Source organism: Nocardia sp. bgisy118 (assembly GCF_057708605.1).
Map to the genome: position 1 here is coordinate 175,366 of NZ_JBYISM010000007.1, position 12,434 is coordinate 187,799.

Genomic DNA, 12,434 nt, shown 5'->3' on the forward strand with positions numbered 1-12,434 from the left:
AGCGATACCTCGCAAACTCTTCACACGCCTCGCAGCCAGTACAACTGCTGCGAGGCGTGTGGAAGCTCTGCGAGGTTCAATTCACGCAGACGGCATAGCGGTCGACCGGCCGCTACTCTGGGCGCTGCCGTCTTTGCTGCAGGTAGCTCTCGTTCACCCGAATCCCGAGTTCCTCCAACTCGATCTCCTCGCCCGTCGCGCTCCGCACCTCGACACGTACCGGAGCCCCCGTCGCCTCCTCGACCAGCAACAACGGGGCCGGGCCCGGCTGTAGGTACGCATCCCCCCACTGCATCAAGGCCAGCACGGCCGGGAGCAGGTCGCGGCCCATCCGGGTGAGGACGTATTCGTGCCGGGTGCGTTTGCCTTCTTCCTGATAAGGCTCTTTTGCCAGCAGGCCGGCCTCGGTCAACTTGCGGAGCTGGGCCGCCGCGGCCGCATCCGTGATACCGACCCGGCTGGCGAAACCGTCGAAGCGGCGGGTGCCGTAGTAGGCCTCGCGCAGGATCAGGACGGCCGAGCGCGTGCCGACGAGTTCCATCGCCTTGGCGATGGAACAGTCGACGGCCTGCCACGAACTGAGATCGGCCAAGGGTCCTTCCATCACGGCTGCCATGACGCACATCATATCCGCGACTGACTTGAGTCAGCTATACCCAGGCGTTAATCTGACTATAAGCCAATAGAGCCAGGGTGCAGAAGCCCCGGTCAGAGGAAGGATCCGCCATGAGAGACGCGGTGATCGTCGAAGCGGTGCGCACGCCGATCGGCAAGGGCAAGCCGAACGGAGCGCTGCACAACGTCCACGCGGTCGACCTGCTGGCACACAGCCTGCGCGAGGTAGTCGAGCGCAGCGGCATCGATCCGGCGCGGATCGACGATGTGATCGGCGGCGTGGTCACGCAGGTCGGCGAGCAGGGCGCCAATGTGACGCGGCGAGCGGCGCTGGCCGCGGGCTACCCCGAATCGGTGCCCGCGACGACGGTGGACCGGCAGTGCGGCAGCAGTCAGCAGGCCATCCACTTCGCCGCCCAGGGCGTGATCGCGGGCGCGTACGACATCGTGGTCGCCGCGGGCGTCGAGTCGATGGGCCGAATCCCGATGGGCGCCAACCTCGTCGGCTCCGAGGACCTCTCCGGTGTCGCGTTCGCCGAACGGTACCCGGAAGGTCTGGTACCGCAGGGCATCAGCGCCGAACTGATCGCAGCGAAGTGGGGCCTCACGCGCACCCAGCTCGACGAGTTCGCGTTGACCAGCCACGAAAAGGCAGCGCAGGCAACGAAGAACGGCCTCTTCGCCGCCGAGCTCGCCCCGATCAACGGGCTGATCAGCGACGAGGGCATCCGCGTCGGCAGCACCCTCGACACCCTCGCCGGACTGCGGCCCGCCTACTACGACCCGGCGATGGGCGAGCGCTTCCCGCAGATCGGCTGGCAGATCACCGCCGCCAGCGCGAGCCAGGTCAGCGACGGCAGCGCCGCGGTGCTGATCATGACCAGCGAACGCGCCGCACAGCTCGGCCTGCGCCCGCTCGCCCGGCTGCACAGCTTCGCCGTCGCGGGCGACGACCCGCTCATGATGCTCACCGCGGTGATTCCGGCGACCCGAAAGGTGTTGCAGCGAGCCGGTCTTCAACTTTCCGATATCGACCTCGTCGAGATCAACGAGGCGTTCTCGCCGGTGGTGCTTGCCTGGGCTCAGGACACCGGCGCCGATATGTCGAAGGTGAACGTCAACGGCGGGGCGATCGCGATCGGTCACCCGCTCGGCGCGTCCGGCGCTCGCCTGATGACCACACTGGTGCACGCCATGCGGGACCGCGGCGCCCGCTACGGACTGCAAACCATGTGCGAGGCAGGCGGACTCGCCAACGCAACCATCCTCGAGCGGTTGTGAATCACCGGGCGCCCGGTACCCGCCGGGCGCCCGTTTTCCTCTCGGATCGAGTAGATCCCGCACCAGCTCGAATCGAACTCGGCACCGGCTCAGATCGAATCCAGCACCAGCGCGAACGGAACCTAGCACCAGCTCAGATCCCCAGCACCAGCTCGAAACGAAACACAGCACCAGCTCAGAGCGAACCCAGCACCAGCGCGACGAGGCATCCCAGCAACCACGACTCGATGATCAACGGGACCGCCACCAGTGGCGTCCATCCAATTGCCCTGCGCATACGCAACTTCGACACCACCAGTACGGCTGCCACTACAACCGCCGCGGCGATTCCCGTACATGCGAGGCCGTAGGCGACCGGCAGATACCTGCTGCCACGCTGTCCGTCGGCTACGAGGAACTCGTACAGGGGGACGAGAATCACTGCTGACCAACCGATCCCGAGGGCGACGAAGGTGGCGAGACCGGCCCGCGTCAAGTCTGCCAATCGCCTCGACAACGCCGACCCCATACGTCCAGGGTGCCCGTCTGTCGACCACGCGACCACATGCGGCCGATCGCCACACTCCGAACTCGGCCAGCACGTGCGCGTCGGCGGCGTCGCTTTTCGCTCCCGAAACGGTCGGGCAGCGCCCGTCATCGATGGCGATTCGAACCGCGTTCCGGTCCGGTTCCACTTCGGCCTCAACAGCCCCCGGGGACCCCCATCGCATACAACACACTCGGCGGCAGACAGCCCGGATCGCACCGCCAGCTGCGGCAGCCAACTCGCCAGCGCGGGCTGTGGCGGCAGCAACGCAGCGACTTCGTCTACGCCGAGCCAGCGCACCCGCATGCACGGATTTTCGCCACGATACGAACGGCGCGAACATCCGAAGCCCCATCGCCAACGCGATGGAACTCGTAGGCCGTCCTGATCCTTGCGCGAGGCCTGCTACGACACCCACCGCTTCGACGGTTTCGCAAGCCGGGCCGATATGCCGCTACTCGTCTCGGCCTCGGCCCGTAGGCTGACCAACGATGACCGCCGATACGTTCCCCGAGCCCGTCGTCTACGCGATTCCGCTGCGCACGCGGTTTCGCGGGATCACCGTGCGGGAGGGGATGTTGATTCCGGGGCCGCTGGGGTGGGGTGAGTTCTGTCCGTTCCCCGAGTACGACGATCGGGAGGCGGCCGGGTGGCTGGCGACGGCGGTCGAGCAGGTGACGACCGGGTGGCCGGAGCCGGTGCGGGAGCGTATTCCGATCAATTGCACGGTGCCCGCCGTCGATCCGGAGCGGGCGCACCGGATCGTCAGCGCGTCGGGCTGCCGCACGGCGAAGGTGAAGGTCGCCGACCATCCCGATTCCCTCGGCGAGGACCTGGCGCGGGTCGAGGCGGTCCGCGACGCGCTCGGGCCGGACGGCGGGATTCGGGTGGACGCCAACGCGGTGTGGGATGTGGACACCGCGGTCGCCCATATCATTCGGATCGACCGCACCGCAGGCGGTTTGGAATACGTCGAGCAGCCGTGCCGGACCGTCGAGGAACTCGCCGAGGTGCGCAGGAAGGTCGACGTGCGCATCGCCGCCGACGAATCCATCCGGCGTGCGGAGGACCCGCTGCGGGTGGCCGTGGCAGAGGCGGCCGATGTCGCCGTGCTCAAATGCACTCCCCTGGGCGGAGTTCGACGCGCGCTGGAGGTCGCGGCGGCGGCCGGACTGCCCTGCGTGGTCTCCTCCGCACTGGAGACCAGCGTCGGCCTCGGCGCGCAGCTGGCGCTGGCCGGCGCGCTCCCGGAACTCGACTTCGCCTGCGGACTCGGCACGACCTCCCTGTTCGAGGGCGACGTGGTGGCCGAATCCCTGCGCCCGGTGGACGGTTTCCTCCCTGTGCCGCGCACACCCCTCACGCCGGACTCTGCACTCATCGACCGCTACCGCCACCCAGACCCCGACCGCGTCGCCTGGTGGCACGCCCGCTACCAGCGCGTACGCGCCCTGCTCGCCTAGAGGGAAACCCGGGCTATTTCCCGAAACCGGCTCCGCGCCAACCTCCGCCGCCATTTCTCTATCGACCGTAGTCAAATGGTTATGACGGGCGAGAAATGGCGGTTCCGGAGACCCGCAAAGCAACCATTTCTGTCCCGCCGATTGCCTACGCGCTTCGGCCTAGCCGAAACGGACGCCGCAGCTGAGCATTGTCGTTCGCAGCACTAGGGCGGCTTCGGGGCCGACGACTCCGTCCACCAATTCCAGGTAGCGGGTGCAGAATTCGGGTCCGTGGGGCGCGACTTCGCCGGGTGCGGGTTCCAAGTGGTGGGCCAGTTCGTGCAAGACGACCAGTTCGCGCAGAGCCCACGCGGTGCCGCCGGTGTGCAGCGGCACCGCGAGGACTGCGTCGGCCGCTTCGTAGTGGGCGGCGGTCGCTCCGGCACGCGACCGCACCCGAACCGGCACCTCGGCTCTATCCCATTGGGCCCGAACCCAATTGAGGGCGAGCACCTTCTCAGCATAGGTCTGGACGGACGCCACCGAGGCGAAACGGCGTTCGACGGGCAAGGTGATGTGCGAGCCGTACAGCTCGACGGTGCGATTGCCGTACTCGTCGGCGCGATCGAACATGCCACGGACCAGCTGTTCGGCGTCGTACACCTTGGCGCGCTGGGTATCTCGTTCACTCATCGCGGCACGCTCCCGGTCGCCCAGCCGTGAAGCGGCAATATCCGCAAACTCGAGATCGCCGACCGAGGGAAATGCTGCCATCCGACCGCGCCCGAGATCAGCCGCGGGCAGCCCCTCCGACATCGAGATCCCGAGCCTACCGAGTGCTGGAACAGCCACCGGCGCCGTCCATCCTCATTGCGCCGAAGCAGGCTCGAAACAAGCGCCCCGAGGCCCACCCCGCGCCACCGCGAGCCGAAATGCTCCCGGCACTGAGCACTCCGTCGGCGAGGCGGCCATACGAAAGGACTCACTCGCCCGCGCCGGAGGTCAGCTGCCCACGCGCCCCGCCCAGTTCGGGCGACGTGCCCAGCCGCGCCGCCTGACCCGCCCGATCACCCGCGCGACGGGCCCCGGCCGAGTGCCCGGCGGAGACCTGCGGCCCGCGCCAGGTCCCGCGGGCCTCCGAGGTGCGGCTGTAGAAGTCGGTGAGTTCCAGTTCCTTGTCGCGCAGCGCGAGCGCCGTCCCGGCCGCCGCCGTCTCCGGCGCCACCGCCTCGGCCTCGACCTCCGACTTCACCTCGGCGAGCCGCCGCCCGATGCGTGCGGCGAAGGCCATCTGGAAGTTCAGCCGGGCCGTCACGGGGGCGGCGGGCGCCTGCACCCGGCGTCGCACGGTGCGTCCCCAGCGCTTCTCGCTGACGATCTTCTCGACGGTCGCCGTGCGGTACTGCCCCGATTTGATGTAGTGGTCGGACGCGCGCACCATCTGCACGAGCAGGCTGGCGTAGAGCGCCTCGCAGGTGTCGATGTCGGTGTCGAAGCCGTAGGCGTAGACCTGGGTGGAGGTGCGGGCAACATCGCAGCGCACGTCGTTGGCCTGCGCGATCGCGACGAACAGCTGCACGTAGGTGCGCAGTCCCTTCTTGCCCGGCTCGCCGATCGGAACGACCCGCTGCACCGGCGTCGGCCTGCGTTCCCGCCCCGCGACGTGCGCCCGCGCCACCGCGAGATCGATCGAGGATCGGGTCGCCAACCGCTGCGCCGCGGCGAGGAAGGCCTCCGCCTCGTGCTCGTTGTCGGTCGCTTCGGCCTTGCGCAGCAGACCGCCGATGCGTGTGAGCATCCGATCGGGAACCGCGTTCGGCGAAGTCATCGGCAGCCAGGGTAACGGGACGCCGCGTCACAGGTCGTCGTGCGCTCGGACGGGCGGCGGCGCATGCTCCGGTCGAGGCTCCCCGCGACCGGCGACATCCACCCGACCTGGCCTTCTGTACCGCTCTTCGGGCGTGGCGGATGAACACCATGTATCTTCCGTTGTGCAACCGGCAGGGTGTGCTGCTGCTCACGTCGTACCCATGGAGTGTTCGCAATGGCTTTGAAGAAGGTGTCGTCCCTACGTTCGTCGCTCGTATCGCGGGCCGCGCTGGCGGCTGCCTCGGTCGCGCTGTTGACGGCGACCTTCACCAGTGCGTGCTCCAGCGACAACGGCGGCAGCCCGACCGGCCAGAACCTGACCGGCCGCGGCCCGATCACCTACGTCGAGGGCAAGGACACCACCGAGACCGGTGTGGTCAAGCAGCTCATCGAGCGCTGGAACGCCTCGCACCCCGACGAGCAGGTGACGTTCAAGGAACAGTCGAACGACGCCTCGCAGCAGTACGACGACCTCGTCGAGCACATGCGCTCCAAGCAGTCCACCTACGACGTGGTCGCGCTCGACGTGCCGTGGACCGCCGAGTTCGCCGCCAAGGGCTGGATCCAGCCGCTGAAGGACTCCTTCGCGATCGACACCTCGACGCTGCTCTCCCCGCCGGTCGCCAGCGCCACCTACAACAACACGCTCTACGCCGCGCCGCGCAACACCAACGGCGGGCTGCTGTTCTACCGCAAGGACCTGGTCTCGAACCCGCCGAAGACCTGGGGCGAGATGCTCGGCCAGTGCCAGGTCGCGCGTGACAACAACATCGGCTGCTACGCCGGGCAGTTCGCGCCCTACGAAGGTCTCACGGTGAACACTTCCGAGGTGATCAACGGCTTCGGCGGCACCTTCGTCGGCGCCGACGGCAAGACCCCGACCGTGGACAGCCCACAGGCCCGCGCCGGTCTCAACACCCTGGTCACCGCGTACAACAACGGCGACATCCCCAAAGAGGCCATCACCTTCAAGGAGCCGGAATCGGCGAACGCCTTCACCCAGGGCAAGCTGATGTTCCTGCGCGCCTGGCCCTCCACCTTCGGTGACGCGGGCGCCGAATCCTCGCAGGTGAAGGACAAGTTCGCGGTCGCGCCGCTGCCCGGCGAGAACGGCGTCGGCGCCTCCACCCTCGGCGGCTACAACGCGGCCATCAGCGCCTTCTCCAAGAACAAGGCCACCGCGCTCGACTTCCTGCGCTTCCTGATCAGCGAGGACGCCCAGCACATCATCGCCTCGGGCGCCCTGCCCTCGGTGCGCGCCTCGCTGTACGACGACCCCGCGCTGATCGCCAAGATGCCGTACCTGCCCGCCCTCAAGGAATCGATCGCCAGCGCGGTGCCGCGCCCGGTGACCCCCTTCTACCCGGCGGTGTCGAAGGCCATCCAGGACAACGCCTATGCTGCCCTGACCGGAAACAAGTCCGTCGACGACGCGATAGTCGGGATGCAGAAAGGCATCGAGACCGCAGGTTCGTGAACGAGCGTCAGCGAATGAGCCATGAACACAGCGCGCTACCGTGCACGACGAGCCGAGCGTCAGCGAGGCGGAGTCGCGCGCGGTCGCGTAGCGGACCCGACCAACCCGTAGGAGAGAGATAACGGTGTCGGATCCTTCGGGAGCGGCCACACGCCTGCCGAGCGACGAATTCCTTCCGCGCAAACGCGGTTTCGGCGCGAGCCTGGCCTTCGAGCTGCGCCGCTCCGGCAAGGCCTGGGTCTTCGTGGCGCCGGTGCTGATCGCGCTGGCGGTCGTCATCGGCTACCCGGTGGTCCGCGCGCTGTACATGTCCTTCCAGAAGGACCCCGGGCTCGACCCGAGCACGGGCATGTTCGTGGAGGGCGGCAGCGCCGGATTCTCGAACTACACGCACTGGCTGCTGCAACAGTGCAGCCTGCCGACCGGCGAGACCATCGCCTGCCCCACCGGCAATCTGGGCTCGCAGTTCTGGATGGCCGTCGGCGTCACGCTGTTCTTCACCGTGATCACGGTGGCGCTGGAGGCCACCATCGGCCTCGCCATGGCGATCGTCATGGGCAAGAGCTTCAAGGGCCGGGCGCTGCTGCGCGCGGCGGTGCTCATTCCGTGGGCCATCCCGACCGCCGTCACGGCGCGGTTGTGGGAGTTCATGTTCCAGTACGACGGCGTGGTGAACCGGGTGCTCGGCACGCACATTCTCTGGACCTCTGATCCGTGGGCCGCGCGGTTCGCGGTGATCGCCGCCGACGTGTGGAAGACGACGCCGTTCATGGCGCTGCTCCTGCTCGCCGGATTGCAGGTGATCCCCAACGACGTGTACGAGGCCGCCAAGGTGGACGGCGCCTCGGCCTGGCAGCGGTTCACCCAGATCACCCTGCCGCTGCTCAAGCCCGCGCTGCTGGTGGCGATCCTGTTCCGCACCATGGACGCACTGCGCATGTACGACCTGCCCGCCATCATGACGCTGAACAACCCGTCGACCCGCACGGTGTCGATCCTGGTGGTCGACCAGGTGCGCCAGGGACCGAACAGCGCCGCTGCCCTGTCGACCATCACCTTCCTGCTGATCTTCGCCGTGGCCTTCATCTTGGTGAAGATCCTCGGCGCCAACGCCGTCCGCACCCAGGAAGCGCAGCGCGAAGGGACGGTGCGAGCATGACCACGAGCAATCAGGTGCGCACCGAGCAAGACAGTGGAGGCGCACCGATGGTGACGAAGGAACCGGCCACCGATCGGGCGGTGCCGTGGACCAAGCGGTTCGGATCGGTGCGCATCTACCTCGGCGTGCTCATCGTGCTGGTCTGGGGCCTCGGCCCGTTCTACTGGATGGCCGTCACCGCGTTCCGCGATCCGGACTACACCTTCGACAACACGCCGTGGCCGACGCACGTCACGCTGGAGAACTTCCGCGACGCGTTCGACACCAGCCGCGGCAACGACTTCGGCAAGGCGCTGCTGAACAGCGTCGTCATCGGTGCGTGCACCACGGTGCTCGCGCTGGTCATCGGGATCTTCGCCGCGTACGCGCTGGCCAGGCTGACCTTCCGCGGCAAGTACGTGGTGGCCGGACTGATCCTGAGCGCGTCGATGTTCCCGGTGGTCGTGCTGGTGACGCCGCTGTTCCAGCTGTTCACCAACCTCGGCTGGATCGGCCAATACCAGGCGATGATCATCCCGAACATCTCGTTCGTGCTGCCGATGACCGTCTACATCCTCGCCTCGTTCTTCACCGAACTGCCGTGGGAGCTGGAAGAGGCGGCCCGCATCGACGGCGCGAGCAAGATGCAGGCGTTCCGGCTGGTGATGCTGCCGCTGGCCGCGCCCGCCGTCTTCACCACCGCGATCCTGGCCTTCATCGCCGCGGTGAACGAATACCTGCTGGCCCGCCTGCTCTCCAGCGACGCGACCGAGCCCGTGACCGTCGCGATCGCCCGGTTCTCCGGCAACAACCCGCTCGTCCAGCCGTACGCCGCGATCATGGCGGCGGGCACGATCGTCACGATCCCGCTGGTGATCATGGTGCTGCTGTTCCAGCGCCGCATCATCTCCGGTCTGACCGCGGGCGGCGTCAAGAGCTGAGTTTTTGGCGCGCTGGCGCGCGCAGGTTCGCGGCCCTTGTTGTCTCGCTTCCCAGCGATCGAGACTCGCGACTGCGTCGCATGCGCTTCGATCGCTGGGAAGCGAGACGGCCGCGAACGGTCGCTCGTCGGGCTCGCTCCGTGATGGGCGGGTGGGGCTGGGATGTTCCGTGGAATCACGGCCTTTGCGTCTGGTTTTCTGGCGGTCGGGACTCGCTTCAGCGGCGCATGCGCTGGGTATGGAGCGCTGGTGCGGAGGTTTCCGCACCGCGTCCAGCTTGCCCACCGACTGAGCTCGCGCCCGCGATTTACATGCTGAGATTTCGGCGTAATAGCGAAGACAGGTTCGCTTTGCCTCGCCGACGGTCGCGCCTGGGCTCGCTCGGTGGGCGGGTGGGGTTGGGGTTGGGGGCGTACTCGGGTTACTTTGCCTAAGAAGCGGGTTGGTGTGGACTGTGTGCCGCCTCGGCCGGGGTGGGCGGAGTAGAGTCCGGTCGTAGCTCGTTTCGGCGATCGTTGTCAGTGCAGGTGGGTTCGACCGACAACTCCGGGAGGAGATGATCGTGAGCTCGTTCGGCAAGCGAGGTGGGAAACGCGATGCCGGGGGCAAGCAATCGTCACCGCAGCACGCCTCCATCGCGGGTTTCCGGGAGCGGGACACACCGCACAGCCGTGAACGGAAAGCCCAGGCGCTCAGGGGATCCCGGCCCGGCGGCACCGCGGAGGCGACGCAACCCGAGCGGCCGCAGCGCAGTCGCGCCGAACGGCTTCGTCGGCTCGTGCTCGCGCTGTTCATCCTGTTCGTCGCGGTGCCCTCGCTGCTGTTCGTGCTGGTCTACTGGAGCGCCGAGATCCCCGACCCGGCGGCGGTGCAGACCAATCAGATCGCCACCGTCCTCGCCGCGGACGGCAGCACGGTGATCGCGAAGGTGGTTCCGCCGGAAGGCAATCGGACTCCCGTGTCGCTCTCCGAGGTGCCCGAACCGGTGCGCAACGCGGTGCTCTCCGCCGAAGACCGCGATTTCTACACCAACCCCGGCTATTCCACGTCCGGCTTCCTGCGCGCGGGCCGGGACAACCTGATGGGCAAGGACGACGCGGGCGGCGGCTCGACCATCACCCAGCAGTACGTGAAGAACGCCTTCCTCGGTTCGGAACGCACCCTGACCCGCAAGATGCGCGAGCTGATCATCGCGGCCAAGATGGCCAGGCAGTGGAGCAAGGACGACATCCTCGCCGCCTATCTCAACACCATCTACTACGGGCGCGGCTCCTACGGCATCGCCGCGGCGTCCAAGGCGTACTTCGACAAGCCGCCCGCGCAGCTGACGCTCGCCGAGGGCGCGGTGCTGGCGGCCGTCATCCGCACACCGTCGATCCTCGACCCCGAAACACACCTGCCGGAATTGAAGGCGCGCTGGCGGTATGTGCTCGACGGCATGGTCGAGATGGGCGTGCTGGCGCCGGGCGACCGAGACGCCACCGTTTTCCCGCGGATCCTGCCGATCACCGACATTCCCGACCGCGACGCCTCCCGCGGTCCCGAGGGCCTGATCCGCACCCAGGTGCTGCGTGAGCTGCGCGCCTCCGGCATCAGCGAACGCGAAATCAACACCGGCGCACTGCAAATCACCACCACCATCGACGTCGGAGCCCAGCAGGCGGCGCTCACCGCGGTGCACGATCGGCTCGGGCCCCAGCCGGCGCACCTGCGCGCCGCGGTGGTGTCGATCGATCCGCGCTCCGGCGCGGTGCGCGCCTACTACGGCGGCGAGGACGGCATCGGCTACGACTTCGCGCAGGCGCCGTTGCAGACCGGGTCGGCGTTCAAGGTGTTCGCGGTGATCGCCGCACAGCAGCAGAGCATCCCGCTGACGCGCATGCTGGACAGTTCGCCGGTCACCGATCGCGGCACCAGGATCACCAACGTGGACGGCGAATCCTGCGGCAAATGCAGCATGGCCGAAGCGCTGAAGCGCTCGCTGAACACCAGCTTCTACCGGCTGACCATGTCGATGTTCGAAGGACCGCAGGCGATCGCGGATGCCGCGCACCAGGCGGGCATCCCGGAGGAGATCCCCGGCGTGGCGGGCAAGACGCTCGCCGAGGACGGCGGCCCGCCGCTCAACGGCATCGTGCTCGGCCAATATCTGGTGCGCCCGATCGACATGGCCTCGGCGTACGCCACCGTCGCGGCCTCCGGCATGTACCACCGGCCGCACTTCGTGCACCGCGTGGTGACCGGCGACGGACGGGTGCTGCTCGATCGCGGCGCACCCGAACAGCAGGCCGGCGACCAGCTGCCGCCCGGCGAGCAGCGCATCAAGCCCGCTTTCGCGGAGAACACCGTCACCGCGATGATGCCGATCGCCGCCTACTCCAACGGGCACGCGCTGGCGGGCAACCGGCCGTCGGCCGCCAAGACCGGCACGACCCAATTGGGCCAGTCCGACCAGAACAAGGACGCCTGGATGATCGGCTTCACGCCGTCGCTGTCCACCGCGGTGTGGATCGGCAGCGAGCAGTCGCAGCCGATCCACACCGCGGCGGGCGCGGACATCTACGGTTCGGGCCTGCCCGCCGACATCTGGAAGCAGATGATGGACGACGCGCTGGCGGGCACGCCCATCGAGCAGTTCCCCACCGGACCCGTGGGCGGACCGGCGGTCGGCGGCCCCGCGGGCAGCACTCCGCCGAAGCCCCCGAACAATCCCTACGACATCTTGAATCCGAACCCGAATCCGTCGCGTGCGCCGCAGCAACAACCGGAGCCCTCGATCATCATTCCGCCTGCGCCGCCGCAGCCGACGCAGGTCGAGATCTTCCCCGGATTGAACGTTCCGGTGCCCGGCTGACGTGCGGGCGGTCAGATAACTGTGGCCCACACCATCTTGAATCGATCTTGTGACCTAGCGAGCCTCCGGGGAACGCATGACATGGCAGCATCGTTTTGCCAGAGTGAGAGCGCGGCCCAGCGGCGCCGAGGTGAACCAGGGGCGACGGCCGTCCCCCGGTGACGATGCGGAAGGATAAGCGCTCGAGCGACGACGGCAGCGGCGCGAGCGACCGGCCGACAGGCGGTAGCGTGCGGACCACAGAGGGGCCCGGAAGCGCCGCCAATTGAAAACAGACTAGACATAGGGGCT

At 67.9% G+C, this 12,434-nt stretch carries 10 protein-coding genes; 6 read left to right on the forward strand and 4 right to left on the reverse strand.

Annotated elements, in window-relative coordinates:
• Window positions 1-112 precede the first annotated feature (112 nt).
• Window positions 113-628 carry a winged helix-turn-helix transcriptional regulator gene (locus tag AC3EO7_RS11635; RefSeq protein WP_435591173.1) on the reverse strand — a complete coding sequence of 172 codons (516 nt, stop codon included), beginning with the start codon at window positions 626-628 and terminating at the stop codon, window positions 113-115.
• 98 nt (window positions 629-726) lie between these two features.
• On the opposite strand from AC3EO7_RS11635, the gene AC3EO7_RS11640 reads away from it, so the two are divergent.
• Window positions 727-1,896, forward strand: a complete 1,170-nt coding sequence (locus tag AC3EO7_RS11640; RefSeq protein ID WP_431968462.1) for a thiolase family protein — start codon at window positions 727-729, stop codon at window positions 1,894-1,896.
• A gap of 175 nt (window positions 1,897-2,071) precedes the next feature.
• Here the strand turns inward: AC3EO7_RS11640 and AC3EO7_RS11645 are convergent, their stop codons facing one another.
• Entirely contained in the window at window positions 2,072-2,380 is a 309-nt protein-coding gene (locus AC3EO7_RS11645) for a hypothetical protein (RefSeq protein ID WP_435591174.1), read from the reverse strand.
• Between the two features lie 533 nt (window positions 2,381-2,913).
• On the opposite strand from AC3EO7_RS11645, the gene AC3EO7_RS11650 reads away from it, so the two are divergent.
• Window positions 2,914-3,885: an o-succinylbenzoate synthase gene (locus tag AC3EO7_RS11650; RefSeq protein WP_435591175.1), complete on the forward strand. Its 972-nt coding sequence runs from the start codon at window positions 2,914-2,916 to the stop codon at window positions 3,883-3,885.
• A 159-nt stretch (window positions 3,886-4,044) separates the two neighbouring features.
• Here AC3EO7_RS11650 and AC3EO7_RS11655 read toward each other — a convergent pair whose 3' ends face one another.
• Window positions 4,045-4,557, reverse strand: coding sequence for a TIGR04338 family metallohydrolase (locus AC3EO7_RS11655; RefSeq protein WP_431968468.1), 513 nt, complete (start codon window positions 4,555-4,557; stop codon window positions 4,045-4,047).
• A gap of 289 nt (window positions 4,558-4,846) precedes the next feature.
• Window positions 4,847-5,692, reverse strand: a complete 846-nt coding sequence (locus AC3EO7_RS11660; RefSeq protein WP_435591176.1) for a DUF2786 domain-containing protein — start codon at window positions 5,690-5,692, stop codon at window positions 4,847-4,849.
• Window positions 5,693-5,908: 216 nt separating this feature from the next.
• Between AC3EO7_RS11660 and AC3EO7_RS11665 the strand changes: the two genes are divergently transcribed.
• The 4 genes from AC3EO7_RS11665 to AC3EO7_RS11680 all read left to right on the forward strand — a co-directional run bounded on the left by AC3EO7_RS11665 (window position 5,909) and on the right by AC3EO7_RS11680 (window position 12,143).
• Window positions 5,909-7,210: an ABC transporter substrate-binding protein gene (locus AC3EO7_RS11665; protein ID WP_431968472.1), complete on the forward strand. Its 1,302-nt coding sequence runs from the start codon at window positions 5,909-5,911 to the stop codon at window positions 7,208-7,210.
• Window positions 7,211-7,334: 124 nt separating this feature from the next.
• Complete coding sequence (locus tag AC3EO7_RS11670; protein WP_431968474.1) at window positions 7,335-8,369, forward strand: carbohydrate ABC transporter permease; 1,035 nt, start codon at window positions 7,335-7,337, stop codon at window positions 8,367-8,369.
• A gap of 47 nt (window positions 8,370-8,416) precedes the next feature.
• Window positions 8,417-9,289, forward strand: a complete 873-nt coding sequence (locus AC3EO7_RS11675; RefSeq protein WP_431968563.1) for a carbohydrate ABC transporter permease — start codon at window positions 8,417-8,419, stop codon at window positions 9,287-9,289.
• A gap of 556 nt (window positions 9,290-9,845) precedes the next feature.
• On the forward strand, window positions 9,846-12,143 hold the full coding sequence (locus AC3EO7_RS11680; protein ID WP_435591177.1) for a transglycosylase domain-containing protein: 2,298 nt from the start codon (window positions 9,846-9,848) through the stop codon (window positions 12,141-12,143).
• Window positions 12,144-12,434: the final 291 nt, after the last annotated feature.

What these genes read in the sequence shown, in the direction of transcription:
- AC3EO7_RS11655 (WP_431968468.1), bottom strand. Translation starts at nt 4,557, where the DNA reads ATGAGTGAACGAGATACCCAGCGCGCCAAGGTGTACGACGCCGAACAG.
- AC3EO7_RS11680 (WP_435591177.1), top strand. Translation starts at nt 9,846, where the DNA reads ATGATCGTGAGCTCGTTCGGCAAGCGAGGTGGGAAACGCGATGCCGGG.
- AC3EO7_RS11640 (WP_431968462.1), top strand. Translation starts at nt 727, where the DNA reads ATGAGAGACGCGGTGATCGTCGAAGCGGTGCGCACGCCGATCGGCAAG.
- AC3EO7_RS11665 (WP_431968472.1), top strand. Translation starts at nt 5,909, where the DNA reads ATGGCTTTGAAGAAGGTGTCGTCCCTACGTTCGTCGCTCGTATCGCGG.
- AC3EO7_RS11660 (WP_435591176.1), bottom strand. Translation starts at nt 5,692, where the DNA reads ATGACTTCGCCGAACGCGGTTCCCGATCGGATGCTCACACGCATCGGC.
- AC3EO7_RS11635 (WP_435591173.1), bottom strand. Translation starts at nt 628, where the DNA reads ATGATGTGCGTCATGGCAGCCGTGATGGAAGGACCCTTGGCCGATCTC.
- AC3EO7_RS11650 (WP_435591175.1), top strand. Translation starts at nt 2,914, where the DNA reads ATGACCGCCGATACGTTCCCCGAGCCCGTCGTCTACGCGATTCCGCTG.
- AC3EO7_RS11675 (WP_431968563.1), top strand. Translation starts at nt 8,417, where the DNA reads ATGGTGACGAAGGAACCGGCCACCGATCGGGCGGTGCCGTGGACCAAG.